Here is a 26656-nt window from a genome sequence, read left to right as displayed (position 1 = left end):
GGGTGATGGCGGAGAGGATTGCGCGGTGGCCGCGGTCGCTGGTCTGTTTGATCGCGTCGAAGTCGGAGCCTGGTTCGAAGATCCGGTAGTGACCGCCGCGGCCGCGGATGACAGCGGTCAGCGCAGTCACGGTCGGGTTGGCGCCCGCCGTACAGATTGCGCCGTGGAACTCCGCGTCGAGCTGCTGGATCTCGTGCGCATCGGTGGTCGCTTCCAGGCGGTCGAGGATCTCGGCGAGTTTGTCCGCGAGGCCCGGGTCCTGTCGTGCGGCTGCGGACGCGGTCGCGTGGGCCTCGAGCACCCGCCGTACTTCGAGAAGTTCGAGCACCCCCTCGAGCGGGATCAGCTCCACCGACAACGAGAACCGGCTGATGATCTCGGCCGGATCCAGCGCCGACACATACGTGCCGGACCCGTGCCGTGACTCGATCACCCCGAGCGCCGCCAGTGACCGAACGGCCTCCCGCAACGAACTCCGCGACACCCCGAGCCGATCACACAGCTCCGGCTCCGGCGGAAACTTCGCCCCCGGCCCGAGCGCCCCCGACGCGATCATCTGCCGCAACCCGGTCAACGCCGTGTCGGTCGCCGCCATCGTCCACCTTCCCGTTAGTCCTCAGACCATTCAGGCCCACAATCGCCCAGTTCGCGTCAGAATGCGAGCTGACGCCCTCAGTCATCAGATGTCAAAGAGTGCAAGAACCTCGCCAGATCCCACACCCGCAGCCTGCGCAAGCCCAGTTCCTCGTACGCCGCCGGCCCGGCGACCGGACCTCCGGATACCCACACCGCGGTCATCCCAAGCTGTTCCGGCACCTCCAGGTTGACCGCCAGATCGTCGCAGAACACCGCCCGCTCCGGCACCACCGCGAACCGGTCGACGAACCGCTGGTAGCTCTCGGGGTACGGCTTCGGCACGAGCTGGCCGGCCAGGATGTCGAAGACGCCGTCGAACAGCCCATCCAGTCCGAGGCGAGGCAGAGCCTGATCAGCGTGGTACGCCGAGCCGTTCGTGAACAGGAGCTTCCGGCCGGGCAGCGAACTGAGTGCTGCCGCCAGTGCCGGGTCGGGGCGCAGGACGGAGTAGTCGATGGTGTGTTCCCAGGCGAGGTAGTCGTGGGGGTCGATCCCGCGGGTATTCATCAGCCCGCGCAGCGTGGTGCCGTGCTCCGCGACCAGTTCGGCTTGCAGCCGCTGGGCTTCGGCTTCGTCCGCGTCGAACAGCTTGCCCAGGTACGCGCGGATCCGGGTGTTCATCTGATCGGCGAGCCCGGTCGCCGGTGGATAGAGGGTGTTGTCGAGGTCGAGGATCCAGGTGTCGGCGGCGGGCAGCATGGCGTCAGAGTAGGGCGTGTGTCTTAAGCCCACGCCTACTGCGCTGCACTCGGCACGGCACCTCGCCGCACTGGAGGAAAGGCCACGATGGAAAAGCATCGAGGCCTCCCCTCCAGCACACCGAGCTACCGCACCGAGCACATGCTCGCTACGGCGCGGACTCAAGACACACGCCCTAGTGACAGACTGGGGTGGACGACGGGAGGACGACGTGGCTACTGCGCTCATCACGGGACCTACGGCTGGGATCGGCCGGGCGTTTGCGGACAAGCTGGCGCGGGAGGGGTATGACCTCGTGCTGGTGTCTCGGGACGAGGCGCGGTTGAAGGAGGTCGCGGCGGAGATCACGCAGCAGTACGGCGTGGGCTGTGAGGTGCTGGCGGCGGATCTGACTGATCGCGACGAGCTGGCGCGGGTGGAGGAGCGGTTCCGGAGTGGGCCGGTCGAGGTGTTGGTGAACAACGCCGGGTTCGGGCAGAAGAAGCCGTTCTGGGCGAACCCGATCGAGGCCGAGGAGAAGCAGCTGGACCTGCTCGTCCGGGTGGTGCTGCGGCTGACGCATGCGGCCGTGTTGCCGATGATCGAGCGTGGGTCGGGTGCGGTGATCAACGTGTCGTCGGTGGCCGGGTTCCTGCAGCGGGGGAGTTACAGCGCGCACAAGTCCTGGGTGACGAACTTCTCCGCCGGGCTGGCGATCGAGCTGCACGCCAGGGGTGTTGCGGTGATGGCGTTGTGCCCGGGGTTCGTGCACACGGAGTTCCATGAGCGGATGGGGATGGACAAGACGGTCATCCCGTCGTTCATGTGGCTGGACGCGACCGAGCTGGTCGACGCCGCGTGGAAGGACGTGATGCGGGGCAAGGCGATCTCGATCCCGAGCCGCCGGTACAAGCTCATCGCGGCGGCCGCGCGCTACACCCCGCGCACGCTGATCGCGCGGCTCTCCACGGTCGGGCTGGACGGGCGCCGCCGTACCTGATCGGCCGTGATCAACTCGTGTCCCAACCGCAGCGGTCCGGGCCGCGTCCAACCTGACATCCAAGGGGAGAGGTTGGAGCCATGAACACTCGGGGAATGCGTCGCGTCATCGCCGCGGCCGGGCTGGCGGTTGCCGGTGTCGGACTGGTGGCCTGCGGCAACCAAACACCGGCGGGCAGTTCGCCGTCGACCGGAGTCACTACTCCGGCACCCAGTACGCCGGCACCGACCGCACCGGACCCGAGTACGGCGACGCCCAGCAAGCCGCCGACCTCGGCCCCGACGCCTGCTCCGTCCAAGCCGCCGACGTCCGCCCCAACGAAGACGGTGGAACCGACCCCGACCAAGCCGCCGGCTGTTACCCGGCTGGCGAACTCCATGCTGCTCACCGGCAAGGAGGTCGCGAAGGCGGATCCGAAGCGCGGCTGGATCGCGACCAGCGCAGCCAGCCGGTCGATCTGCGGCAAGGCGGCCACCCAGGGGAACGCCGTACAAGGTCGGTTGACTCGCTCGTTCACCACCGAGCTCGACGCGTCCGGCGGTCAGTGGCTGACCCGCTACCAGAGTCCGGCCGCGGCCAAGGCGGCGTACGAACAAATCGTCGCAACCATCAAGTCCTGCAAGGCTTTCGTGCCCAGCGAGACGCACGCCCGCAAGCTCACCGAGAACCGCACGCTCGCGGTCGGCGACGCCACGGCGATCCTGCGCTGGTACGACTACCCGAAGCCGAACGACCCGGGCAGCGAGGACGGCGGCTTCCCGTACGCCGTCACCCGCAAGGGCACCGTGGTCTCGGTCCTCGCCTTCGGCGAGATGGGCAAGGGTGTCGCCCCGGCCCGTTGGGAAGCCCTGGCGCGAGCAGCCGCCAGCAAGCTCCCGTAGTTGGTCAAAGCTTGAGGGCAACCTCGGTCAGTACGGCGAGGGTCGCGGTGATCAGCGGGTGGTCCGCGCGACTCCGCCGGACGGCTGCGTAGACCCGTCGTACTGGGGCCGGATCGGGCAGCGGGCGGATGACGGCGAGCGTCGGTGCGGGGACCGCGAGGCGGGGGACCAGGGAGACGCCGGCGCCTGCGGCGACCAGTGCGCCGACGGCTCGGAAGTCGTCGGATTCGTGCGCGATCCGTGGCTGGAAGCCGGCCTGTTCGCACGCCAGCAGTACGACGTCGCGGATCGGATTGCCCGGCGCGGTCATCACCCAGTCGTCGCCGGCGAGCATGGCGAGATCGACCGTGTCGTGGCCGACGGCCGGGTGGGTCGGCGGCAGGACGGCGACGAAAGGCTCGGCGTACAAGGGGATTCGGGTCAGTCGCTGGTCGTCGGGCCGAGGTGAACCGCGGTGCTCGACGGCGATCGCGAGGTCGGCGTCGCCGTCGAGGAGCTGGGTGATGCCTTGATGGCCTTCGGCATCGCGGACGACCAAGGTGAGGCCGGGGCTGGTGTCGCGGAGGCGGGCCAGCGTCGGGGCGACGAGGAGGCTGATCGCGGTCGCGAAGGCGGTGATTCGGACCTCGCCGGTCGAACCGTCGGCGAACAACCGCAGTGCGTCCTCCGCGCGCTCGACCTCGCCGAGGATCGTGTCGGCGTGGCTCAGGAGCAGCCGGCCGGCGGAGGTGATCGCGACTCGGCGGCCGCGGCGCTCGAGCAGCTCCTGGCCGACCTCGGACTCGAGGGCGGCCAGCTGCTGGGAGACCGCCGAGGGGGTCAGGTGCAGGACCTCGGCGGCCGCGGTCACGGTGCCGTGATCAGCAAGCGCGCGCAGGACCCGCAACCGTCGTACCTCGATCACGGACCTCAGCTTGGCACACCTCGGTCGCGGGGAGGGCGAACAGCCGGCGGATGACGCGCAGCACCGGGCGCTTGTGGAGCGGCCGGTCCAGCCGGACGGGGGCGTGCGGCTCGGCCGAGTGGATGTCGTCGTGGATGGCTTTGATGACGGAGAACGGGATGTAGCTCATGTCTTCGACACTAAGAATTTCCGGATGATGCGTCCAATGAAAGTTCTTCGTGCAGTTGATGCTTGTGGTGCATGATGTAGATCATGGAGCTACGGCAGTTGCGGTCGTTCGTGGTGGTGGCCGAGGAGCTGAACGTCGGACGCGCGGCGGTGCGGCTGCATCTCACCCAGCCCTCGCTGAGCCGGCAGATCGCGGCGCTCGAGCGGGATCTCGGGGTCGAGCTGTTCGCGCGGGTGCGGAAGCGGTTCGTGCTGACCGCGGCCGGGGCCACGTTCCTGGCGGAGGCGCAGGAGCTGCTGCGGCGGTCGGACGAGGCGGTCCGGGCGGCGCAGCGGACGCAGCGTGGTGAGCTGGGGACGTTGCGGCTGTGGTTCGTGCAGTCGGCGACGTTCGAGGCTTTGCCGCGGTTGCTTGGCACGTTCCGGGCGGCGTACCCGGAGGTTGTCCTTGAGCTGGAGTCGATGACGACACTGCGTCAGACGGAGGCGCTGCGCGACGGACGGATCGACGTGGGGTTGTTGCGCCCGAACGCGCCGGCTGTCGGGGCGCCCGCGACGGGGGTTTCCATCGTCCGGTTGGCGCCCGGTCTGGAGTCGCGAGTGGTGTCGTCGGATCCGTTGGTGGTGGCGCTGCCCGCGCGGCATCGGCTCGCTCGGCGGAAGCGGCTGCGGCTGGAGGAGCTCGCCGAGGAGCCGTTCGTGTTCTACAGCCGGCCGAGCGGGCCGGTCGTCCATGACACGCTGATCGGCTTCTGCCGGGCGGCCGGGTTCACGCCGCGGATCGAGCAGGTGGCGGCCGACGTACAGACGATTGTTTCGCTGGTTGCGGCCGGGCTGGGCATCTCGCTGCTGATCGGGCCGACGCCGCCGTCGAACCCGGAGGCGGTCGTGTACCGCGAGTTGTCCGACGACCTACCACCTTGGCAACTCTCCGTCGCCTGGTCGCCGGACAACCGGTCCCCTGTGCTTGCGCGCTTCCTTGAAGCCCTGGACTAGCGCAGTTTGGAGGCTGTTTAGCCGAGCGTGTCGGGGTCGCCGCCGGTGCGGACGCCGGTCTCGAGGTCGGCGATCGCGGCCATGTCGTCGTTGTCGAGCTGGAAGTCGAACACCGCGATGTTCTCCTGGATCCGGGCCGGCGTCTTCGACTTCGGGATCACCACGTTGCCCAGCTGCAGGTGCCAGCGGATCATCACCTGGGCCGGCGACTTGCCGTGCTTGTCGCCGAGCGCCTTCAGCGTGGTGTCGCCGAGCAGTTCACCGGACGCGAGCGGGCTCCAGGACTGGGTGATGATGTCGTTCTCCGCGTTGAACGCGCGCAGCTCGTCCTGCGGCAGCGCCGGGTGCAGCTCGATCTGGTTCACCGCCGGCCGGACCGTGGTCTCGTCGAAGATCCGTCGCAACGCCGGTTCGTGGAAGTTCGAGACACCGATCGCGCGGATCCGCTTGTCGGCGTACAACTGCTCGAACGCCTTCCACGTCTCGACGTACTTGTCCTTCTTCAGGCACTGCCAGTGGATCAGGTAGAGGTCGACGTAGTCGAGGCCGAGCCGTTCCACGCTGGCGTCGAAGGCGGCCAGGGTCGAGTCGTACCCCTGGTCGTCGTTCTGCAGCTTGGTGGTGATGAACAGGTCGTCGCGCGGCAGACCGCTCGCCGCGATCGCACGCCCGACACCGGGCTCGTTACCGTACGCCGCCGCCGTGTCGATGTGGCGGTAACCCGCCTCGAAGGCCGCGCTGACCACGTCGGCCGCGATCGCATCCTCGACCTGCCAGACCCCCAGGCCCAGCTGTGGGATCTCGACGCCGTTGTCCAGAGTGATGGAGGGGACTGTGTTCATCTACCCATTTCACCGGGCCGACGGGTTCTGGCCCAGTCATCTGATGTGTGACAACAACCTCATCAACTGCCCGTAACCACCTGATAGGTCTTCGCAGCAGGCTCCAGGAACCCCAGCAACGCCGTCCCCTCCCGCTCCAGCTCGACCCGATCCCGCTTCAGCAACCGCCCGAACGGCGTCAGCGTGAGAGTCGCCACACCACGCTTCGCTTCCGCCGACCACAGCCCTGCGACCAGTCCATCCACCGTGTACGTCGCCTTCACCCGAAGGTTCTTCGTGAACACGGCCGGCCGATACTCGTCGGCGATGATCCGCTCCCGTTTCGCGTGGGCCAGCAGGAGATTGTCGAACTCCGGCAGGAACCGGACCGGAACCGCGGTGTCCGGATCAGGGCGCGGGGCGTCCGGAACGTCGTACAAGGTCTTGCCGTTGTCGTCGGTGAAAGTTTCGAGATCGAGGCTGTCGAACACGGGCTTCGCTTTTGATAGACCAGACCACGTCTGGAAGTCGGCCGGGGTCGCGGGCCCGAACGCCTGCAGGTACCTGACGACGAGCTCGCCCGGCTCTTCCTTCGGATGCACCTTCTGACCGAGCCACTCCTCAGCCGGCGTGAACCGAGCATTGGCCGGCCACCCCCACCGGACGCCGGTCGGATACATCACCAGCGGCACCATCATCCGCGTACAGAACCCCAGCGCCCGCTCGTTCACCGCGGGAAACTCCTGCTGCAACGCGTCCCGAACCTCAGTGAACGTCAGAGGCTCCTTAGCGAGAATCCGCTCAGCCGCCGCCACCACCTTCGCCGGCTCCATCCCCTCCGCCCGTTCCTTCAACAACCGCAACCCAGCCTCCAGCACCGGCGCCACAGTCGCCCGGAACCGCAGATAATCCGCCGCCGTCACCAAATGCAAAGTCCCCCGAAACAAGGTCGCCCTGACAACCTCTCGCGCCTCGACGGCCCGATCCAGGTCGCCTTCCGCAAACCCGTCCACCCGAGACCACAACCCCACATAAGGATGCTTGGCCTCCTGCCCCTGCATCCCCGCCAGCAGCCCCACAGCCTCAACCGCACTCACACCGGCGCGCTCGATCAACATCTGCCGAGCCAACGTCGCCCGACTAACCGCCCGCCCACTCAACACGGCCATACCGGCATCTTCCCCCACCCCACCGACAAACCGAATGCATCGGCCCGCGAGTGCTGACAACCTGTGCGCATGCGTCGCCATCCCAGGCCCACCCTCGAGCTCACCCGGTACGCCGAACTCCAGCCGGCCGCACCTGGCGACGAACTGGTCTCCGTCTCCATCGGGCCCACCGGCGAAGCCGCCGCCCTCTGGGCGAGCCCTCCGGATGCGGCCATCCTGAGCGAAGGTGACTTTCGGGTCGGCCCGGTCAGCCGGCCGGTCTCCGTACGCGCGGCTCTGCACACCCCAGACCTCGGCCAGGTGGTGTCGATTCCCGAATTCCGCCTGCGCGGTGCCATGGTTCAGCCGATGCCTGGAGGTGCGTTCCTCACTGTCGCGCCTCGCATCCGGGAGTGGCCGGACGGCGTACCACCCAATGCCACCGTCCACGACGCAGCCGGCAACCTGCAGGCCGAAGGGTTCTTCGGCGACGGCATCGAGCACGTCCAGGTCACCGAGACCGGCCAGATCTGGGTGGGCTACTTCGACGAAGGCGTCTACGGCGTCCTGTACTGGGGCGAAGCAGCCGTGGGAGGGGCCGGTCTCCTGCGCTTCACGCCCGACCTGCTGCTGGACTGGACCTACTCAGCAGTCAACGCAGGCCTGGAGCCCATCGACGACTGCTACGCCTTGAACGTCATCGGCGAAACCGCCTGGTGCTGCTACTACGACGGCTTCCCCCTGATCGCAGTCGAGGCGAACGCCGTCACTTCCTGGCAGAACAGGGTGCACGGCGCCAGAGCCGTCCTCATCCACCGCGACCGAGTAGCCCTCTACGGCGGTTACGACAAGGACACCGACCGCCTGGTCACCGCCCACCGAGGCGAATCAGCCCTGACCAACCTCCGCGAGTACCGCCTGGTCCTCCCCGGCGGCACCCCGATCCCCCGATCACAAACCTTCGCCCGCGGCTCCACCCTGCACCACTTCACCGACCGAACCTGGTACCGCCTAGACCTAGCCGACCTGCCCGGTTGATTTGTGGCTGCTAGTCACGGCCGGGGGTTGCGACGGCGAGGGTGTTGCGGCGGCAGGCATCTGCAAGGCGGTCGTCATAGGTCACGACGATGTCGGCGTCGATCACTATGGCGGTGGCGAGGTGAATCGCATCCAGGGTACGGCGAGTGCTCGGCTCGAGACGACGCGCGACGCTTACGACGTCGGTGGTGATCGGGCGCTCGTCGATTCCGGACAGTGCTTCGTCGATCAGGTCGCCGGCGGCGATCGGAGAGGTGGCGTGGAGTAGGACGGCGCGTGACACGTCGATCCAGGTGAGCGAGGAAGACGTCAGCATGGCGTCCTGCTGATAATGCGCGTCGAGAAAACTCATCAGTTCGGCGGACTCCGCCTCGGCGACTACTCGCTTCATGAGTGCGCTGCTGTGCACATAGACCCGCATCAGATGCGCTCTTCCTGGCCCAGCAGATCGAGGCTGTTCATGCCCTCCGGCAGGCGGAGGCTCGGCGTCACCTTTCGGTAGGGCACCCGTGCCGGGCGAACCAAGCCCGATGCACGGGCCTGCTCCCGATCCGTTAGAGGAGCCTCACGCCCGACCAGGTGAAGATGCTGCGCGACGGCGTCCCGAATGATCTCTTGCTGTGACTTGCCGGTGCGCTCAGCCTCGGACTGGAGGGCCGCAGTGACCTCGGGGGTGAGTCTCAAATTCATCGCCATACACGCACGGTACCGCATCGGTACCATGCGTGGTACCAAATTAGTCAGGCGACTGCGGCTCGGGCTTCCGCGAAGGCGGCGATGGCCTTTTCCACGTCTTCGGTGGAGTGGGCGGCCGACAACTGGACTCGGATTCGGGCCTTGGCGTGGGGGACTACTGGGTAGGAGAAGGCGATGACGTAGATGCCCAGCTCCAGGAGCTTTTCGGCCAGTACGGCGGCTTGGGCGGCGTCGCCGATCATGACGGGGGCGATGGGGTGGGTGCCGGGGAGGACGTCGAAGCCGGCTTCGGTCATCTTGGTGCGGAAGAGGGCGGTGTTGGCGTTGAGCTGGTCGCGGAGTGCGGTGGAGGTGGCGATCAGTTCGAGGGCCTTCAGGGAGGCTGCGGTGACTGAGGGGGCCAGGGAGTTGGAGAAGAGGTAGGGGCGGGAACGCTGCCTCAGCAACTCGACGATTTCGCGGCGGGCGGAGACGTAGCCGCCGGAGGCGCCGCCGAGGGCTTTGCCGAGGGTGCCGGTGACGATGTCGACGCGGTCCTTGACGCCGAACAGGGACGGGGTGCCGGCGCCGTCGGGGCCGACGAAGCCGACGGCGTGGGAGTCGTCGACCATGACGAGCGCGTCGTAGCGCTCGGCCAGGTCGCAGATCTCGTCGAGGGGGGCCAGGTAGCCGTCCATCGAGAAGACGCCGTCGGTGGCGATCAGGCGGTAGCGGGCGTCGGCGGCGTCCTTGAGCTGCGCCTCGAGGTCGGCCATGTCCCGGTTCTTGTACCGGAAGCGACGAGCCTTCGACAGCCGGATGCCGTCGATGATGCTGGCGTGGTTGAGCTCGTCGGAGATGATCGCGTCCTCGGCCCCGAGCAGGGTCTCGAAGAGGCCGCCGTTCGCGTCGAAGCAGGAGCTGTAGAGGATCGTGTCCTCGGTCCCGAGGAAGGTGCTCAGGGCGGACTCGAGGTCCTTGTGGATCTGCTGGGTACCGCAGATGAAGCGGACCGAGGCCATCCCGAAGCCCCAGGTGTCCAAGGCGTTCCGGGCCGCGGCGATCACCTCGGGGTGGTCGGCCAGGCCGAGGTAGTTGTTCGCGCAGAAGTTCAGCACCTCGTTGCCGCTGGCAACGGAAATCAGGGACTGCTGCGGTGAGGTGATCACCCGCTCGGACTTGTACAGCCCGGCGTCCCGGATCTCGCCGATCGTGGTCTTCAGATCGTCCCGCATCTGCCCGAACATCAGTGCTTCTCCTCCAGTACTTCGCTCGTCCAGTCCAAGATCACTTTGCCGCACAGACCCTGCCGGGCGACGTCGAAGGCGCGCTCGAAGTCGCCGTACCCGAAGCGGTGGGTGATCACCGGCGTCAGGTCCAGACCGCGTTCGAGCATCACCGACATCGAGTACCAGGTCTCGAACATCTCCCGGCCGTAGATGCCCTTGATGGTCAGCATGTTCAGTACGACGACGCTCCAGTCGATCGCGATCTCGTCGGCCGGCAGGCCGAGCATCGCGATCTTGCCGCCGTGGTTCATGTTCGCGAGCATGTCGCGGAGCGCGGCCGGCTGCCCGGACATCTCCATCCCGACGTCGAACCCTTCCCGCATCCCGAGGCTCAGCTGCGCCTCGGCGATCGTCTCCGAGCCGATGTTGACCGCCCGGGTGACGCCGATCTTGCGCGCGAGATCGAGCCGGTACTCCGACAGGTCCGTGATCACCACGTTCCGCGCCCCGGCGTGCAGTGCGACGGCCGCGGCCATCACGCCGATCGGCCCGGCACCCGTGATCAGCACGTCCTCGCCGACCAGCGGGAACGACAAAGCAGTGTGTACGGCGTTCCCGAACGGATCGAAGACCGCGGCCACGTCGAGATCGACCGGGTCCTTGTGGACCCACGCGTTCTGAGCGGGCAGGGCGACGTACTCGGCGAAAGCTCCAGCTACATGGACGCCCAAGCCGCGCGTCTTGATGCAGAGGTGGCGACGGCCGGCGCGGCAGTTGCGGCAGCGGCCGCAGACCAGGTGGCCCTCGCCGCTGACCAGGTCACCGACCGCGACGTCGCGGACCCCGACCCCGATCTCGACGACCTCGCCGACGAACTCGTGTCCGGTCACCATCGGGACCGGCACGTTCTTCTGGGCCCACGCGTCCCAGCTCTGGATGTGCAGGTCGGTACCGCACAATCCCGTCCGCAGCACCTTGATCAGGACCTCGTCGGCCTCGATCTTGGGCTCCGGAACGTCCTGCAACCACAGACCGGGCTTCGCCTCAGCCTTGACCAGCGCCTTCACCGTGTACCTCCGTTGTAAGGACGACCACATCGTCGTCCCGGGCAACCACCCGCGTCCATCGACACGTCGTACACAGCCTTTGCAGTAGAGCTGCATACTTGTCCGCATGCGGGGAGTGATCAGGGGCCTGGGGATCGTCCTGCTCGTAGCCGGCGTCGGCCTGCTCGGGTGGGTCGGGTGGCAGTACTTCGGGACCGGGCTCACGTCGAACCAGCAGATGGGTGAGGCGGAGAACGCGCTCCGCGAGCAGTGGAAGAAGCCGGCCAAGGCCAAGCCGGCCGAGGGCGACCCCGTCGTACTGATCCGGATCCCGAAGTTCGGCGACGGCTGGGAGAAGCCGGTCATCGAGGGCGTCGGCAAGGGCGAGCTTGCGCGCGGGATCGGGCACTACCCGCAGACACAGCTGCCCGGTCAGCCGGGGAACTTCGCGATCGCCGGGCACCGGGTCACCCACGGTTCGCCGTTCCGCAAGCTGCTCGAGCTGCGCAAGGGTGACCAGGTGATCGTCGAGACCGGCGACGCGATCTACACCTACGAGCTGGACGGTTCGCCGCGCGACCTGACCGTGAAGCCGGCCGACAACTGGGTGCTCGATCCGGTCCCGGGCAAACCGCAGGAGACGGCCACCAAGTCGATCATCACGCTGACCACCTGCCAGGACCTGTTCCACTCCCCGGATCGCTCGGTCGCCTTCGGCCGCCTGGTCCACGTCAGCAAGAAGACCTGAGTCCCCTCTAAGCTGTGGCCTCATGAGCTACGACCGGGACGCGCTGCTGGATCAGGTGAAGTCGAAGGCCATCGTGCACGGCAAGGTGACGCTGGCGTCGGGCAAGGAAGCCGACTACTACGTCGACCTGCGCCGGATCACACTGGATGCGGCCGCGGCGCCGCTGATCGGCCCGGCGATGCTCGAGCTGACCAAGGACATCGAGTACGACGCGGTCGGCGGGCTCACGCTCGGTGCGGATCCGGTCGCGATGTCGATGCTGCACGCGGCCGCGCAGCAGGGCCGGAGGCTGGACGCGTTCGTGGTTCGCAAGGCCGAGAAGACGCACGGCCTGCAGCGCCGGATCGAGGGTCCGGAGGTCACGGGCCGCCGGGTGCTCGCGGTCGAGGACACCTCCACCACCGGTGGTTCGGTGCTGACCGCTGTCGAGGCGCTGCGCGAGGCGGGGGCAGAGGTGGTCGCGGTCGCGGTCATCGTGGATCGGGCCACCGGCGCCAAGGAGAAGGTGGAATCAGAGGGCCTGCAGTACCTGGCCGTCTTCGGTCTCGAGGACCTGGGGCTGTAATGAACGTCGAGCCGATTCTGCTGGTCCTGCTCGCGGTTCTGGTCGGCGTGGGGATCGTCTACTTCAGCTACATCCAGGCGAAGAAGCGCCGGGAGCTGTTCGCCGGTTTCGCGGCTCAGTACGGCTGGTCGTACGCGCCGCACAACAATGCGCTGGCGGGCAACTGGAACGGGACGCCGTTCCGGACCGGTGACAACTGGCGGTTCAAGAATGTCCTGACCGGGCTGTTCAACGGGCACCAGATGGTTGCCTTCGACTACAGCTATCAGACGCACACCAGGAACGGTAAGGGTCAGCGCCGGACCACCACCCACAAGTTCGGTGTCGTCGTCCTGCAGTTGCCGGGCGCCCTGCCGCACCTGGAGGTCACCCATGAGGGGATCTTCGGGGGATCGGTGGCGAACGCGCTCGGCTTCCGCGACCTGCAGTTCGAGAGCGACCAGTTCAACCGCGCGTTCCGGGTGAAGGCGGACGACGAGCGCTACGGCCACGCCGTGGTGACCCCGCGGATGATGGAGGTGCTGCTGGCCCACGGCGAGATCGGCTGGCGGATCGAGGGCAACTCATTGGTGGGCTGGGACTCCGGCTCGCACGACCCCACCGAGGTCCTGCGCCGCCTGCACCTGCTCGAACAAGTGACCGCGCAGGTTCCGCCGTACGTGTGGCGCGACTACGCAGGGGTAGAACTCCCTAACCCGTAGAGTCTTGGCCAGCATCGCCAACACTCGGGAGCAAGGCAATGACGTTTGTCATCATCGCGATCGTGGTGGTCGTCCTGATTCTGGGCATCGCCCTGATCGCGTCGTACAACCGGTTCGTGAAGCAGCGGAACCTGATCCAGGAATCCTGGCGGCAGATCGATGTCGAGCTGCACCGCCGGTACGACCTGATCCCCAACCTGGTCGAGACCGTCCGGGCGTACGCCGCGCACGAGCGGCACGTGTTCGAGGAGGTCGCCCGGCTGCGGACGCAGGCGGTGAACGTCCAGGGTGCGACCCCGGAGCAGCGGGCCGACGCCGAGGGGCAGCTGTCCGGTGCGTTGCGGCAGATGATGATCTCGGTCGAGGCCTACCCGCAGCTGCAGTCCAACCAGAACTTCCTCGGCCTGCAGCGCGAGCTGACCGACACCGAGGACCGGATCGCGGCCGGCCGCCGGTTCTACAACGCGAACGTCGGCGACTACAACACCCGGGTCGAGTCGGTCCCGTCGAACATCGTCGCGGGCGCGTTCAAGTTCGAGAAGGCCGGCTACTTCGAGGTGCGGGACGAGGCGGTCCGCGCGGTTCCGCAGGTCTCGTTCGGGACCATCGGCTCGGTGGCCGGTGAGCAGGCGCCGCCGCAGATGCAGCCGGGCGTGCAGTCCTCGGGCCAGATCCACCCGCAGATGCCGGGTGACCAGGGCTACCAGCTCCCGGGCCAGGGGCAGCCCCAGTACGGCGCTCCCCAGGGACCGCCGGTGGGCGGCCCGCCTGCGGGTTCCCCCAGCCCGCAGGACGGACAGCCACCCTTTACGGGCTGACACCGCACCGGCGGCCACTGACGGAGTGCCTGGCGGACACTCCTAGGCACCGGTTCCCCGTGGCTCAGGACCCCCGATCCCGAACTCCACGCCGGTGCTGGGTCCAGGGCGCGGCGGCGGTCGGTCGCCGTGCCCCAGCCCCTGCCTCCCCCCGGTACCTGTGTCAACCCTGCCCGACTGAGATACATCCGGCGTACATCGGGCTTCCCGCGCGGTACAGCGGGATGCCACGATGGGTCGGTTCGACAGTGGAGAGGGTGTAGGCGAGTGGACAGTCCGAGGTACGGGATCCTCGGGCCCCTGCGTCTCAGTCACGCTCAGGGGCAGCCGCTGAAGGCTGCGAAGCCACGGCAACTACTGGCCACCCTGCTCCTGCACCCGAACCGTTTCGTCTCCACCGACCTGATCGCGGACGCACTCTGGGAGAGCACTCCGCCACGTTCCGCGACGGCGAACATCCGCACCTACGTCCGCGCCCTGCGCAGTGTGCTGGAGGACGCCGGCCTGCCGGCCTCGATCGACACGTCGGCGGCCGGCTACAGCATCGAGGTCGGCGTCGATGAACTCGATGCGAGCTTGTTCGAATCGCTGCTCGCCGAGGGCGGCCACCTCCGAGACGCCGGCGACGGCCGTCAAGCCATGCAGGTGCTCTCCCGGGCCTACGCCCTGTGGCGCGGCCGCCCGCTGGAGGACCTGATCATCCCGGCGGCCTGGGAAGGCTCGCTGAACCGGCTCGAGGCCCAGCACCGCGGTCTCGTCGACAGCCTGCTCGACCTGCGCCTCCAGTACGGCGATGCCGGCGGCGCCGCCGTACTGCTCACTGCCCGTCTCACCGACGACCCGTACGACGAACAGCTGTGGCGGCGACTCGTGGACGCGCTTCTGGCGGCCGGTCGGGTCGGGGAGGCGCGAGCGGCGTACGGGAAGGCTGTTCAGACGCTGGCCGACGAGCTGGATATCAAGCCGGGCCCCGAGCTCGAGGCCGCCGGGGTACGCGCCGAGAACGGCCGCTCCGCCAACTGGCCGAACCCAGGCATCCCGGCAGCGCTCAGTACGCCGGAACTCCCAGCGCCCGAGGCGCGTCCGGGCCCGATGGCCGCCCCGGAGCTCACTGATCCGCTGCGCACCCCGAGCCAGCTACCGCTCGATCTGGCCGACTTCAGCGGTCGCGAGGACCACCTGGACAAGCTCCGCGACCTGGTCTGCGGTCGCGACCCGGTGCGGCCACCGATCGCGGTCGTCTCGGGTGCGCCGGGAACGGGTAAGACCTCGCTGGCCGTCCGGCTGGGCCATATGGTCAGGGAATCCTTTCCTGACGGGCAGATCTACCTCGACATGCACGGGGCCACGCAGCCACGTGATCCGGCCGCCGCGCTGACCGATCTGCTGCTCAGCCTCAACCTGCCCGATTACGCGATCCCCACCGATCCCGAGCGCCGCTCGGCGATGCTGCGGTCCGAGCTGGCCAGCCGCCGGGTGCTGATCATCCTCGACGACGTGGCCACTGCCAGCCAGGTCACGCCGTTGATGCCGGGCACCGGGGCGTCCGCGGTGGTCGTGACGAGCCGCAACCGGCTGGCGGATCTGGCCGGCGCGGACAGCCTGCCCCTGGACACCTTCGACGACGGCGAAGCGGCAGCACTCCTTGAGTCTGTGGCCGGTCCCGGCCGCGTCGACCGAACGACATCCGCAGCCGAGGAGATTCTGGCTGCCTGCGGCAACCTTCCGCTGGCGATTCGGATCGTCGGCAGCCGGCTCGCCCAGCGCCCGGACCTGAGCCCGGGCGAGCTTGCCCGGCGGCTGCGGGACGAGAGCTCCCGGCTCGATGAGCTGAGCATCGGCGAGCTGGCCGTCCGGGCCAGTGCCGACCTGAGCTACGACTCGCTGAGCCCGGACGAGGCCCGGCTGTACCGGCTGATCGGCCACTTCGCGGTCGGCGTCTTCTCCGCGCGAGCCCTGGAGGCGATCGCGTCACCAGCCGCGGTGCGCCGCAGCCTGGACCGGCTGATCGAGGTCAACCTGGTCCGGATCAGTTCGGTCGACCACCGCGGTACGGCGCGCTACCGGATGCACGACCTGTTGCGGCTGCACGCGATCGGCGTCGGCGACGAGAGCCAGCAGGCCGAGGCGGTCAAGGACGTTGCGACGGTGGTCGACGCGATCCTGAACAAGATCCGGCGCGCGAACAAGGCGCTCGCGGTCGAGTACTTCGGCGTACTGGAGCACACCGGGCCGTTGACGTCACCGGATCCGGCGCCGTTCACCGAGACCGATGCGATCGCCTGGTTCGACAGCGAACGCAGTACCTTCGTGCCCGCGATCCGGGCCGCGGCCCAGAACGGCCTGCACGAGTATGCGTGGCGGATCGCGTCGGCCTGGGGGCCGTACCTGGACATGCGAGCCGGCTTCGACGACTGGGGTGGGTCACACCGGCAGGGGCTGGAGAGCGCGATCCTCGCGGGCGACCGGTGGGGTGAGGCGATCATGCATCGCAACCTCGGTCAGCTCGGGATCTACCAGGACGACTGGGACACGGCGTCGTACCACCTCGAGCAGGCGGCGACGATCTTCGCCGAGGTCGGGGACCGGTTCGGCGATGGCATCTCCGCGGTCGGTCTCGGGACCTGGCTGCGCGAACGCGGCCGGCCCGACGAGAGCTTGGCCCAGTACGAGAAGGCGATCGTGGCCTTCATGGAGGTCGGCAACGCGAACGCTGAAGCGGTCGCGCGGACTGCGGCGTCGTCGATCTGGCTGTCCCGCGACGACACCGTCACGGCCGGGCGCTATCTGGCCGAGTCGTTCCTGCTCGGGGTGCGGCTGGCCGATGCGCACCGCGTTGCCAAGGTACGTCGGCGGATCGCGGAGCTGCGGATCCACCAGGGCCGGCACTATCAGGCGGTCCGGCAGTTGCGGCACTCGCTGAACACCTTCACCGGCCTGGGGGACGACCACTGCGCGGCCTACGCGCGCGCCGACCTCGGACACGCGCTGATGGAGTGTGGCGAGCTGGCCGCCGCCCGCAAGATGCTGCTGGACTCGATGGAGATCGGCCGCCGGCTGGGCGATCGCAGTGTCGAGGGCCAGGCGGCGCAACACCTCGGCCGGCTCTATCTCCGGACAGGCAACCTGGACTGGGCCCGCCGGACCTTCGACCGGGCCGCGCGGGTCTGGCAGCAGGCCGGCCACGACGCCCGCGCCACCGCCTGCCGCCGGGAGCTGGCCGCGTTCGAAAACGACGCTGCCGCGGTCTGATCGCCGTACAGCAGTGCAATGTACGGCGGGTGTATCGCGCCCGGCCAGTATTTGTCCTGCCACGGCAACAGAGGGCCGGCGGATACGGGGATCGGGGGATGCCTAATGGCCTGGGGGGATGTTGTTGTGGAGCGCCGGATTCCCGGCCGGGTGACGAACCCGCGGGACACCGAGGCGGCGTTGAACTGGCAGCTCGAACGACTGGGGTCGACGGCCTGGCAGGACTGGCCGTTGAAGTTCCAGCGAATGGCTTTTGGTTACGCGCAGGACAGCGGCTGGCACGATGCGGCCGACGCAGTGAAATGGCTCGACCACCACACCCTTCTGCACGAAGGGACGGCGCCACGGGGGGCGCTGGTCTGGTACCAGGCGGCAGACCGGATCCGAGTGGCTTGTGCACTCGGCTCCGGTCAGGTGGTCGGTCCGCTGCTCGACGGTCCGGTGGCCATCGCCGTGCTCAGTGAGGTGAGTACGGACTGGATCTGGTCGGACCCGGTGTTCCCGTTCGGTCAGTAACGCTCAGTCCTTGGCGGCGGCGTGCTTCGGAGCTGCGTGCTTCGCGGCACCGCCGTCGGCCGCGGCGGCTGCCTTCTTGCGGCGGCGGGCCAGGACGACCTCGACGACCATCGGCAGCAGCGAGACCAGCACCAGCAGGATCAGCGCCGACTCGAGGTGGGCGTGGATGAACTCCACGTTGCCCAGCGCGTGCCCGAGCAGGGTGATCCCGGGCGCCCAGATGACCGCGCCGATCCCGGTCCAGAGGAAGAACTTCTTCGGGTCCATCTTCCCGGCGCCGGCCACGATCGTGATGAACGTCCGCACGATCGGCACGAACCGGGCCAGCACCAGCGCCCGCGGTCCGTAGCGCTCGAAGAACTCGTGCGTCTGCTCGATGTACTTCGGCTTCAGGAACTTCGCGTTCGGGTTGGTGAACAGCGAGGTCCCGAGCACCCGGCCGATGTAGTACCCGGACACGTTGCCCAGGAAAGCCGCGACCGTCAGTAGCACGCAGGCCAGCCACAGCGGGACGTCGATCGTGCCGCGCGCGATGAACAGGCCGACCGCGAACAGCAGCGAGTCACCGGGCAGGATCGGGAACAGCACCCCGCACTCGATGAAGATGACGAGGAGGGTGCCCCAGAGGGCCCAGTCGCCCAACCAGTTCAGCAGCCACTCGGGGTCCATCCAGTCCGGCATCAGCATCGCGAGTTGTACAAGCACGCGCACAGGGTAGCGTCCCAACCTGTGCAGGAGCTCAATCGTGATGAGAAGGACCTCCGCGGGACCGACGTGGTCGGCCCTCAGGAGGTCGGGGTCGGACCCTGGGCCGGCGAGTGGCCGGACGACCCGCGGCTGGACCCCGAGCTGCTCGAGGGCGGTGACCGGCGGAACGTGGTCGACAAGTACCGGTACTGGCGGCTGGAGGCGATCGTCGAGGACCTCGACCGGCAGCGGAACCCGTTCCACGTCGCGATCGAGAACTGGCAGCACGACCTGAACATCGGATCGGTCGTCCGCACAGCGAACGCGTTCCTGGCCGCCGAGGTGCACATCGTCGGTAACCGCAAGTGGAACCGTCGTGGCGCCATGGTCACCGACCGCTACCAGCACGTCCGCCACCACCCGCAGCTCGCGGACCTCGCGACGTACGCGTCCGAGCGCGACCTGCCGGTGATCGGCATCGACAACCTGCCTGGCTCGGTCCCCCTGGAGACCTACGACCTGCCGGCCGGTTGTGTGCTGCTCTTCGGGCAGGAGGGGCCGGGGCTGACCGACGAAGCCCACAAGATCTGTACGGCGGTGCTGTCGATCGCGCAGTTCGGATCGACCCGCTCGATCAACGCCAGCGCGGCCGCCGCGATCGCCATGCACGGCTGGATCCGGCGGCACACGTTCGGACAATCGATACCTGACGCGTAACCCAATCGGGTGCTGGCCCGTTGATCCTGTGACAGAAGTGAGGCTTCTCGACCAAAGTCAGCCCCTCGGGCGGGGCGGCGCACCCTCACGTGCGCCGACTGGGTTTGTGACGGGAAAACAGGGGATGTATGAGTTCACTGTGGGACGAACTGATCCATGAGTTGGGGACGGTGCGCGCCTTGAGCGCGGCCGCTCTGGAGGCGCGCTCGGAGTCGTCGCGGGTTGCGCTGATCACGTTGCTGGACGCCGAGACCGCGGAGATCTCGGCGATCCTCGACCGGATTCTCCGCGAGGCCGCTCAGTCGTCAGCGGCCTAGTAGTTGATTGACGGCCTGTTGCAGGGTCTCGGTGGGGTCGGTCGGTAGCTCGGACGCGCGGTAGCCGATGTGTGCGTCCGGGCGGACCAGCAGGCAGCCGGTGTCCGGGATCTCGCGCAGGCGGGACCAATCGCCGTACAGGTCCTCGAGTTCACGGCCGGGGCCGATCACGAAGGGCTCGATCGGTACGCCGAGATGTTCGGAGACGGACTGTGCGGCCTTGACCCAGGCTTCGCCGCCGATCCCGGTGAGCAGGGTGAACCGGCCTTTGCCGACCACGTCGAGCGTGCTGACGGTCTCGGATCCGCGGGTCAGCCAGCAGTGCGGGATGCGTGCACCCGGCCAGGTGGTCGGGTGGTAGTACAGCTCGGGATCGCGGTCGTACGGCGGTTCCGGCGTACCGTCGGTGACGACCGCGGCCGACCGGTACCGCTGACCCAGCTCGACGCCGTGCGCGTTGAACTCGTAGTCCTTGAGCTCGATCGCGGTCCGCAGTTCTTCGCGCTGCGCAATGCCTTCGGGGGTGTCGTCCTTACGGGACTCGATGGTCCGGCCGGCCGGTGCGTCCGGGGTCATGCCCAGCGCCTTGAAGATCTGGCCGAACTGGGTGCGGCTCTTGTTGGCCCGGTCCACGATCTGCTGGGCGATCGGGGTCCGCTCCTCGTCGTAGGTGGCGAGTAGTGACGGCGCCGCCTGGCCCTTGAGGACGAGCGACAACTTCCAGGCCAGGTTGTACGCGTCCTGGATCGACGTGTTGGAACCAAGACCGTTGCTCGGCGGATGCCGGTGGATCGCGTCACCCATACAGAACACGCGCCCGTACGACGCCTTCTCGGCGTACATGTGGTTGACGCTCCACACCGAGGTGCTCTTCAGCTTCACGTCGATCGTGTCGTCACCCACCAGGTTGTGCACGATCTCGGTCGCCATCGCCTCGTCCACCACCGGCGGAGGCTGCGTGATGTCGTAACCCCAGACGATCAGCCACTCGGTCCACGGCTTGACCATCCGGATCAGGCCGGCGCCGATCCCGCCGATCTGCGCACCTGGCTGCAGTACCCAGTAGAGGACGCTCGGCCGGTGCGCGACGTACTGGGAGAGGTCGGCCTCGAAGACGATGTTCATCGAGCCCTCGATGTCCATCGACCCGGCCATCGGAAGACCGATGTCCTGCGCGACCTTGCTGCGGCCGCCATCCGCGCCGATCAGGTACTTCGCTCTGATCTGATAGGTCTCGTTGGAGAGCCGGTCGCGGACGGTCGCCGTGACGCCGTCGTCGTCCTGCTCAAGCGACAGGTACTCGGTGTTGAACCGGACCTTCGCGCCGCGGGAGGCCGCCGTACTGAGGAGGATCGGTTCGAAGAGGGTCTGGGGGAGGTCTACTGGCAGCGTGGGGCTCGCTTCGGTGTAGTCAGCGAGCCGGCGCGGATGCGTTCCCCAGGTGCGGATCCGGCCGATCTCCTCACCGGCGAGGCTGGTGCAGAAGGCGGTCTGGCCCATCAGGTGATGTGCGGTGCCCTTGTCGGTGATCTGATCCTCGATGCCCATATCGCGCATGAGCTCGATCGTGCGCTGGTTGGTGATGTGGGCGCGCGGCGTGTTGGCGGTCCAGCCGTACCGGGTGAGCACGATGTTGTCGACGCCGTACGACGACAGGAACAGCGAGGTGGCTCCACCGGCCGGGCCACTGCCGACGATCAGTACGTCGGTGGTGATCATTGCGACTCCTCAGCGAGTACCAGGTCGTAGTTGACGGAGTAATGGCCGTCGGGATGTTCGGTGAACTCGGCGATCAGCGAGTCCTTGACGCCGAAGACCGCGTCGTTGCCGAGGTAGGGGTCACCCTTCTCGAACACATGGGTGATGAGCCGGTGATAGCCGGGTGCGGTGACCATGAAGTGGATGTGTGCCGGTCGCATCGGGCCGCGACCGCCGGCGTGCAGCATCTCGCCGACCGGGCCGTCGTCCGGGATCGGGTAGGCGACCGGTTTCACCGCCCAGAACGCATAGTTGCCCTCGGCATCGGTTATCAGATGGGCGCGGTTCTGCGGACCTTGGAGATCGGACTTCTGGACGTCGTAGAAGCCGTCCTCGTCGGCCTCCCAGGTCTCCACCCGGGCGCCTTCGATCGGCTCACCTTTGAGATTGAGGACCCGTCCGCTCACCAGGCAGGGATGTCCAGGGGCGCCGTTCGCGATATCGCCGCCGATCTCCACCTCGGGCGAACCCTCGACGAAGAACGGGCCGAACACCGTCGACTCGGTGGCGCCTGCGGATGCCGGGTTGCCCAGGCCGACCGTCAGCATGGACAGCCCGAGGGTGTCGGCGAGCAGCACGAACTCCTGCCGCTTGTCGTTCGAGATCTGGCCGGTCCGGGTGAGGAAATCGATGGCGAGGAAGTACTCGTCCTCGGTGAGGTGGACCTCGCGCGCGAACGCGTGCAGATGCCGCACGAGCGCACTCATCACCTCTTTGGTCCGCGGCTCCAGGCTCCCGTCGAAGCTGGCCACCACCGCGTCCGTCAGCTCGTCGCCTTGCAGATCCATTGCTGTGCCTTTCATGCTTCGATCACCATCGCCAGCCCTTGCCCGACACCGATGCAGAGGGTGGCCAGTCCGTAGCCGCCGCCGCGCCGCTTCAGCTCGTGCGCGAGGGTGGTGAGAATGCGCGTGCCGGAGCTGCCCAGGGGATGCCCGAGGGCGATCGCTCCGCCGTTCACGTTGACCTTCGTCGGGTCGAGGTCGGGCCACTGGCTCAGGCACGCCAGGCTCTGCGCGGCATAGGCCTCGTTGAGTTCGACCAGGGTGAGGTCGCTCCAGCCGATGCCTGCCTTGGCCATGGCCTTGTTGGCGGCCTCGACCGGGCCGATCCCGAAGTACTGCGGCTCCACGCCGTGCACCGCCCGGCTGACAATCCTTGCGATTGGTTTTCCCAGCCTGTGTGCCGTCGCTTCGTCGGCAATCAGTACGGCGGATGCTCCGTCGTTCAACGTGGATGCGTTGCCGGCGGTGACGGTGCCGTTGTCGCGGAAGGCGGGCTTGAGCTTGGCCATCAGCTCCGGGGTGCTGCCGTCGCGGATCGACTCGTCCCGGGTCAGCGGCGTGTGCTTCTTCGGGAGGATCGCGGTGAGGCGGTCCCACGGGAGCACTTCGTCGTCGAAGGCTCCTGCTGCCCAGGCCTTGGCCGCCTTCTCGTGACTCTCCAGGGCGAACAGATCCTGCGCTTCGCGAGTGATTTTGTACTTCTCCGCGAGTTGCTCGGTCGCCTCGCCGAGGGAGACCGTCCACTCCTTCGGCATCCGCGGGTTGATGAATCGCCAGCCCAGGGAGGTCGATTCGGCTTGCAGGCTGCCGTGGGGGAATGCGCGGTCGGGCTTCGGGAGGACCCAGGGTGCGCGGCTCATCGATTCCACGCCACCGGCGATCACCAGGCTCGCGTCGCCGGTTTCGATTGCGCGGGCGGCCTGGATCGCGGCTTCGAGACCGGACCCGCAGAGCCGATTGACCGTCGTACCGGGGACCCTGGTCGGGAAGCCTGCCAGCAGGGCGGCCATCCGGGCGACATCGCGGTTCTCCTCGCCGGCGCCGTTCGCGTTGCCGAGGATGACGTCGTCTAGTTCGGCTGGGTCCAGGCTTGGGTTTCGGCGGGCGAGTTCTTGGAGAGTGACTGCTGCCAGGTCGTCGGGGCGGGCGCCGGACAGGGCGCCGCCGAGTTTGCCGACCGGGGTGCGAACGGCGTCCAGCAGGTAGGCGGATCTCATCGGGTTGCTCCCTCGGGCCTGGTGCCGGCCCACGCTCTCGTGAGGATCTCTTCCACGTCGCCTGGGAAGCGGGCGGCGGCATCCTTCGCCTGCTCTTTTGTGAGGCCTAGCGCTTGGAGGCTTGTGGGCACGTTCGCTGCGGTGAAGAGGTCGAACAGGCCGGTCGCCAGGTCGTCGGTCCCGAGCGCTTCCTCCAGACGGGCCTTGGCTCTCGGCACTTCGGGTGCCTTCACGCGTGTCACTTGCGGAAGGACGGCCGCGTGCGTCTCGGCGTGGGGGAGGTTGTAGGTGCCGCCGAGGAGGTGGCAGAGCTTGTGGTGGACACCGGTACCGGCCGACGCGAGCGCGGACCCGGCCAAGCAGGCGCCGAACAGAAGGTTGCCTCGGGCTCCGATCTCGGCCGGCGACGGGAGCCGCTGCTGGTTCGCTGGCTCCGGCTCGCGCAACAGCTCCCGGAGCCCGTCTGCCAACGCCTTCGCGGCTTCTACGGCCGTGGTTTTGGTGATCGGGTTCGCCTTCTCCGTCCACACCGCCTCCACGCAATGCGCGAGCGCGTTGGCGACACTGGCAGCAGTCACGTTGAGTGGGAGTTGGAGCGTGAGCAGCGGGTCGTAGACGACGGTCTTCGGGAGCACCCTCAGGTCAGTGCCGGTGGTCTTGCTGCCGCCGCTCGTCTCGCCCCAGACCGGTGTCATCTCGGACCCGGCGTACGTTGTCGGCACGGCCAGGATCTGTACGTCTGCTGTGAGTGCGATCGCCTTGGCCAGTCCGATCGCCGAGCCGCCACCGATCGCGATCACTCCATCGGCGTCCACCTCGCGTGCCTTCGCGCGGGCTGCCTCGGCGATCTCGGTCGGGACATGCTGCCGGACGCCGTCGATGCGGCCGGCGAAGAGTTCCTTCAACGCTGCTTGGGTTTCGTCGGCCGCGTGCTGCGCTGATCCGGTCGCGATCACGAGCGCCCGCCGTACTCCCAGGAGCTCGACCTCGGCGGCCACCTGCTCGAGCGTTCCCGGGCCGAAGACCACTCGGCTGGGGTACGACGTGTGCACGAAAGGCTTGGTCATATGACCTCCCGGGCGCGCAGCCGACGCAGCATGTCCAGCTCGGTGTCGGTGGGGACCGGAACGGTTTGGATGCTGTCGGCAACCTTCAGGTCCCAGCCGGTCGCGGCGCGAGCCTGTTCGACAGTGACGCCGGGATGGAGTCGCGTCATGGTCAGCTCGTTGGTCGCCGGGTCCGGCTCAAGGACGCCGTGGTCGGTGATCACCAGCGTCGGTCCGGCGCCGGGCGCCTGCCGCTCGCGACCGGTCGGCCCGTAGCCGACGCTCGTCACAAAGTCGACCTGCTCGACGAAGGTCCGGAGCGACTGCTTCACGATCACGATCACCCGGCCGGCGTTGGCCGCGATCTCCGGGGCCCCGCCTGCGCCCGGCAGCCGGGTCTTCGGGTTGTCGTGGTCACCGATCACGGTCGTGTTGATATTCGCGAACCGGTCGATCTGCGCCGCGCCGAGGAACCCGACGTCGATCCGGCCGGCGCCGACCCAGTAGTTGAACATCTCCGGCACCGACACCACCGAGGTCGCGGTCGCGGCCAGGTCGTCGTCCCCGATCGACAGTGGCAACCGACGCGGTTTGGCGTCGATCGCGCCCGATTCGTAGACGAGGCGGCAGCCCGGTGCATGCGTGTGCCTGGCCAGGTTCGCGGCGAGGTTGGGCGGGCCGACGCCGACAAGGCAGACGTCCCCGTCATGCAGTTCGCGGGCGGCGGCGACGTTCATCATGTCCGCGCTGTTCCAGCTCTCAGTCATCGGCGGCCGCCTCCAGTCCGTTCTCCTTCGCCCAGGCGAGGAAGGCGCCGCGATCCCGCGACACCACGTCCCACTGCTGGTAGAAGTCGTTGTCCCTGGTCGAATAACCGAGTGCGTAGGACGGCCACGCCCCACCCGGTACGACGCTCACCGCCTTCAGCGCCCACTCCGGCAGAATCACCGCGCCCGTCCGCTCGGGGAACTCGTCGACGATCTCCTCGACCGTGACGATCGCCCGGTCGGCCGCAAGCACTGCCTCACGCTGTACGCCGGTCAGTCCCCACAGCATCACGTTGCCTTCGGGGTCGGCGAGCTGCGCGTGGATGACGGTCACATCCGGGTTCACCGCCTTCACCGCGGCCAACTCCTCGCCGGTGAACGGGCACGTGACTCGGCTGATGATGTCGCTCTGCTGCTCCAGATCGGTACCGCGATATCCCCGCAGTACGGCGAACGGCAGTCGGCCGGCACCGGCGACGTACGCGTTGGCCAGTCCGGCGTGGCTGTGCTCGTGGACGACCAGCTTGTGCGGCCAGTGCTTCTCCACGGCGTCGCGCAGCCGGTGCAACGAGCCGACGCCGGGATTGCCGCCGTACGAGAAGACAAGCTCGTCCGCGACGCCGAGGCCGATCAGCTGGTCGTAGACGACGTCGGGTGTCATCCGGACGAGCTTGAGGTGCCGGCGGCCCTGCCGGGCGATCTCGTGCGCGGCGGCGAACGGGATCAGGTGCGTGAAGCCCTCGAGCGCGACGGTGTCACCGTCGTGGACGTGAGTCGCTATCGCTTCGTCGAGGTGGACTGGACGTGGCATGCGCGGCTCCACTATGATTTCGCTGAGCGAAAAGTTCTTCTTTCAACGAAAAGCAGGTTAACCGATGGCCGGTGAGGCGTCCAGTGGGACCTTCCTGCAGGGGCTCGAGCGTGGGCTCGCGGTGATTCGCGCGTTCTCCGCCGACGCGCCGGCCCTGACGCTGAGCGAGGTGGCCCGCGATGTCGGCCTCACGCCGGCAACCGCACGGCGGATCCTGCTCACCCTGGAGCAGCTCGGCTACGTCCGCACCGACGGCCGCCAGTTCTCCCTGACCCCGCGCGTGCTCGCCCTCGGATGGGCCTACCTGTCCTCGCTGGACCTCGGCGAGCTCGCCGGTCCGTACATGGAGGAGCTGAGCGCCGCGACCCGAGAATCCTGCTCGATCGCGACCCTCGACCTCCCCGACATCGTGTACGTCGCCCGCGTCCCCACCAGCCGCATCATGACCGTCGCCCTGGGCGTCGGTGCCCGACTCCCGGCGTACCCGACCTCAATGGGCCGCGTCCTCCTGGCCGGCCTCGGTGCAGCCGCCCTGGACGCCTATCTGTCCGACGTGGCCGCCGAGCAACTGACGCCCCACACAATCACCTCACCCGACCAGCTCCGAGCCGCCATCGACCAAACCCGCACCGACGGCTACGCCCTCGTCGACCAGGAGCTCGAGCTAGGCCTCCGCTCCCTCGCCGCCCCCATCCACAACTCCCGCGGCCGAATCATCGCCGCCCTCAACG

At 68.0% G+C, this 26656-nt stretch carries 30 protein-coding genes; 13 read left to right on the top strand and 17 right to left on the bottom strand.

Translation table 11 applies throughout. From position 1 onward, the window contains the following. Nucleotides 1-595: FadR/GntR family transcriptional regulator (locus E1261_RS21890; protein ID WP_132409314.1), on the bottom strand; the 595-nt coding region annotated here is incomplete at its 3' end. Nucleotides 596-672: 77 nt separating this feature from the next. Further along, nucleotides 673-1335: a pyrimidine 5'-nucleotidase gene (locus E1261_RS21885; RefSeq protein WP_132409312.1), complete on the bottom strand. Its 663-nt coding sequence runs from the start codon at nt 1333-1335 to the stop codon at nt 673-675. A 211-nt stretch (nt 1336-1546) separates the two neighbouring features. Between E1261_RS21885 and E1261_RS21880 the strand changes: the two genes are divergently transcribed. Beyond that, nucleotides 1547-2314 carry an SDR family NAD(P)-dependent oxidoreductase gene (locus E1261_RS21880; protein WP_132409310.1) on the top strand — a complete coding sequence of 256 codons (768 nt, stop codon included), beginning with the start codon at nt 1547-1549 and terminating at the stop codon, nt 2312-2314. A gap of 80 nt (nt 2315-2394) precedes the next feature. Further along, nucleotides 2395-3195 (top strand): hypothetical protein, encoded by an 801-nt coding sequence (locus E1261_RS45370; RefSeq protein WP_165952595.1) that lies wholly within the window; start codon nt 2395-2397, stop codon nt 3193-3195. Nucleotides 3196-3199: 4 nt separating this feature from the next. Here E1261_RS45370 and E1261_RS21865 read toward each other — a convergent pair whose 3' ends face one another. Both E1261_RS21865 and E1261_RS21860 read right to left on the bottom strand, forming a co-directional pair. Next, the gene (locus tag E1261_RS21865) at nt 3200-4099 is read right to left on the bottom strand and encodes a LysR family transcriptional regulator (RefSeq protein WP_132409304.1); all 900 of its coding nucleotides are present in this window, start codon (nt 4097-4099) and stop codon (nt 3200-3202) included. After that, the gene (locus E1261_RS21860) at nt 4056-4268 is read right to left on the bottom strand and encodes a hypothetical protein (RefSeq protein WP_132409302.1); all 213 of its coding nucleotides are present in this window, start codon (nt 4266-4268) and stop codon (nt 4056-4058) included. The genes E1261_RS21865 and E1261_RS21860 overlap by 44 nt, the downstream gene beginning before the upstream one ends. Before the next feature lie 83 nt (nt 4269-4351). Here E1261_RS21860 and E1261_RS21855 point away from each other — a divergent pair, with 83 nt between their 5' ends. Beyond that, nucleotides 4352-5263 (top strand): LysR substrate-binding domain-containing protein, encoded by a 912-nt coding sequence (locus E1261_RS21855; RefSeq protein WP_132409300.1) that lies wholly within the window; start codon nt 4352-4354, stop codon nt 5261-5263. A gap of 17 nt (nt 5264-5280) precedes the next feature. Here the strand turns inward: E1261_RS21855 and E1261_RS21850 are convergent, their stop codons facing one another. Together E1261_RS21850 and E1261_RS21845 are read right to left on the bottom strand one after the other, a co-directional pair. Next, nucleotides 5281-6105, bottom strand: coding sequence for an aldo/keto reductase (locus E1261_RS21850; protein ID WP_132409298.1), 825 nt, complete (start codon nt 6103-6105; stop codon nt 5281-5283). Nucleotides 6106-6167: 62 nt separating this feature from the next. Further along, nucleotides 6168-7202 carry a winged helix DNA-binding domain-containing protein gene (locus tag E1261_RS21845; RefSeq protein ID WP_238176354.1) on the bottom strand — a complete coding sequence of 345 codons (1035 nt, stop codon included), beginning with the start codon at nt 7200-7202 and terminating at the stop codon, nt 6168-6170. 120 nt (nt 7203-7322) lie between these two features. Between E1261_RS21845 and E1261_RS21840 the strand changes: the two genes are divergently transcribed. Then, nucleotides 7323-8270, top strand: coding sequence for a hypothetical protein (locus E1261_RS21840; RefSeq protein WP_132409294.1), 948 nt, complete (start codon nt 7323-7325; stop codon nt 8268-8270). Between the two features lie 10 nt (nt 8271-8280). On the opposite strand, the gene E1261_RS21835 is transcribed toward E1261_RS21840, so the two are convergent. From E1261_RS21835 to tdh, 4 genes are read right to left on the bottom strand one after another with little or no spacing between them, the layout of a single operon-like run. Continuing rightward, on the bottom strand, nt 8281-8661 hold the full coding sequence (locus E1261_RS21835; RefSeq protein ID WP_238176353.1) for a type II toxin-antitoxin system VapC family toxin: 381 nt from the start codon (nt 8659-8661) through the stop codon (nt 8281-8283). A 29-nt stretch (nt 8662-8690) separates the two neighbouring features. Beyond that, nucleotides 8691-8966, bottom strand: coding sequence for a ribbon-helix-helix protein, CopG family (locus E1261_RS21830; RefSeq protein WP_165952594.1), 276 nt, complete (start codon nt 8964-8966; stop codon nt 8691-8693). Between the two features lie 44 nt (nt 8967-9010). Continuing rightward, the gene (locus E1261_RS21825) at nt 9011-10192 is read right to left on the bottom strand and encodes a glycine C-acetyltransferase (RefSeq protein ID WP_132409288.1); all 1182 of its coding nucleotides are present in this window, start codon (nt 10190-10192) and stop codon (nt 9011-9013) included. Further along, the gene (gene tdh / locus E1261_RS21820) at nt 10192-11241 is read right to left on the bottom strand and encodes an L-threonine 3-dehydrogenase (RefSeq protein ID WP_132409286.1); all 1050 of its coding nucleotides are present in this window, start codon (nt 11239-11241) and stop codon (nt 10192-10194) included. The genes E1261_RS21825 and tdh overlap by 1 nt, the downstream gene beginning before the upstream one ends. Nucleotides 11242-11347: 106 nt before the next feature. Here tdh and E1261_RS21815 point away from each other — a divergent pair, with 106 nt between their 5' ends. From E1261_RS21815 to E1261_RS21790, 6 genes are all read left to right on the top strand, one after another. Further along, nucleotides 11348-11968 (top strand): class E sortase, encoded by a 621-nt coding sequence (locus E1261_RS21815; RefSeq protein ID WP_132409284.1) that lies wholly within the window; start codon nt 11348-11350, stop codon nt 11966-11968. 22 nt (nt 11969-11990) lie between these two features. Next, entirely contained in the window at nt 11991-12533 is a 543-nt protein-coding gene (gene pyrE, locus E1261_RS21810) for an orotate phosphoribosyltransferase (protein ID WP_132409282.1), read from the top strand. After that, nucleotides 12533-13234: a DUF3137 domain-containing protein gene (locus E1261_RS21805; RefSeq protein WP_165952593.1), complete on the top strand. Its 702-nt coding sequence runs from the start codon at nt 12533-12535 to the stop codon at nt 13232-13234. The genes pyrE and E1261_RS21805 overlap by 1 nt, the downstream gene beginning before the upstream one ends. Nucleotides 13235-13272: 38 nt before the next feature. Then, complete coding sequence (locus E1261_RS21800; RefSeq protein WP_132409280.1) at nt 13273-14052, top strand: LemA family protein; 780 nt, start codon at nt 13273-13275, stop codon at nt 14050-14052. A gap of 267 nt (nt 14053-14319) precedes the next feature. Next, nucleotides 14320-17304: an AfsR/SARP family transcriptional regulator gene (locus tag E1261_RS21795; RefSeq protein ID WP_132409278.1), complete on the top strand. Its 2985-nt coding sequence runs from the start codon at nt 14320-14322 to the stop codon at nt 17302-17304. A gap of 126 nt (nt 17305-17430) precedes the next feature. Next, the gene (locus E1261_RS21790) at nt 17431-17820 is read left to right on the top strand and encodes a hypothetical protein (protein WP_238176352.1); all 390 of its coding nucleotides are present in this window, start codon (nt 17431-17433) and stop codon (nt 17818-17820) included. Between the two features lie 3 nt (nt 17821-17823). Here E1261_RS21790 and E1261_RS21785 read toward each other — a convergent pair whose 3' ends face one another. Next, nucleotides 17824-18525: a DedA family protein gene (locus tag E1261_RS21785; RefSeq protein WP_272948598.1), complete on the bottom strand. Its 702-nt coding sequence runs from the start codon at nt 18523-18525 to the stop codon at nt 17824-17826. A gap of 24 nt (nt 18526-18549) precedes the next feature. On the opposite strand from E1261_RS21785, the gene E1261_RS21780 reads away from it, so the two are divergent. Further along, nucleotides 18550-19224, top strand: coding sequence for a TrmH family RNA methyltransferase (locus E1261_RS21780; RefSeq protein ID WP_132409274.1), 675 nt, complete (start codon nt 18550-18552; stop codon nt 19222-19224). Nucleotides 19225-19352: 128 nt separating this feature from the next. Continuing rightward, the gene (locus E1261_RS21775; protein WP_132409272.1) at nt 19353-19541 is read left to right on the top strand and encodes a hypothetical protein; all 189 of its coding nucleotides are present in this window, start codon (nt 19353-19355) and stop codon (nt 19539-19541) included. Here E1261_RS21775 and E1261_RS21770 read toward each other — a convergent pair. The 6 genes from E1261_RS21770 to E1261_RS21745 are packed head-to-tail and all read right to left on the bottom strand — an operon-like array spanning nt 19530 to nt 25925. Then, nucleotides 19530-21260 (bottom strand): FAD-dependent oxidoreductase, encoded by a 1731-nt coding sequence (locus E1261_RS21770; protein ID WP_132409270.1) that lies wholly within the window; start codon nt 21258-21260, stop codon nt 19530-19532. The genes E1261_RS21775 and E1261_RS21770 overlap by 12 nt on opposite strands. Beyond that, nucleotides 21257-22102, bottom strand: coding sequence for an intradiol ring-cleavage dioxygenase (locus E1261_RS21765; protein WP_202874908.1), 846 nt, complete (start codon nt 22100-22102; stop codon nt 21257-21259). The genes E1261_RS21770 and E1261_RS21765 overlap by 4 nt, the downstream gene beginning before the upstream one ends. After that, a complete protein-coding gene (locus tag E1261_RS21760; protein ID WP_132409268.1) occupies nt 22099-23301 on the bottom strand; it encodes a thiolase family protein in 1203 nt (400 codons plus the stop codon). The genes E1261_RS21765 and E1261_RS21760 overlap by 4 nt, the downstream gene beginning before the upstream one ends. After that, nucleotides 23298-24368, bottom strand: coding sequence for a maleylacetate reductase (locus E1261_RS21755; RefSeq protein WP_132409266.1), 1071 nt, complete (start codon nt 24366-24368; stop codon nt 23298-23300). The genes E1261_RS21760 and E1261_RS21755 overlap by 4 nt, the downstream gene beginning before the upstream one ends. After that, nucleotides 24365-25114, bottom strand: a complete 750-nt coding sequence (locus E1261_RS21750; protein WP_132409264.1) for a CoA-transferase subunit beta — start codon at nt 25112-25114, stop codon at nt 24365-24367. The genes E1261_RS21755 and E1261_RS21750 overlap by 4 nt, the downstream gene beginning before the upstream one ends. Further along, on the bottom strand, nt 25107-25925 hold the full coding sequence (locus E1261_RS21745) for a CoA transferase subunit A (RefSeq protein ID WP_132409262.1): 819 nt from the start codon (nt 25923-25925) through the stop codon (nt 25107-25109). Before E1261_RS21745 ends, E1261_RS21750 begins: the two co-directional genes overlap by 8 nt. Nucleotides 25926-25989: 64 nt before the next feature. On the opposite strand from E1261_RS21745, the gene E1261_RS21740 reads away from it, so the two are divergent. Beyond that, a partial coding sequence (locus E1261_RS21740; protein ID WP_132409260.1) for an IclR family transcriptional regulator domain-containing protein occupies nt 25990-26656 on the top strand: 667 nt, incomplete at its 3' end.

Origin of the sequence: Kribbella albertanoniae, assembly GCF_004348455.1 — a bacterium.
Classification (GTDB): Bacteria; Actinomycetota; Actinomycetes; order Propionibacteriales; family Kribbellaceae; genus Kribbella; species Kribbella albertanoniae.
Note: the sequence above shows the minus strand (reverse complement) of the source record. Positions and strands in the feature narration are given on the sequence as shown.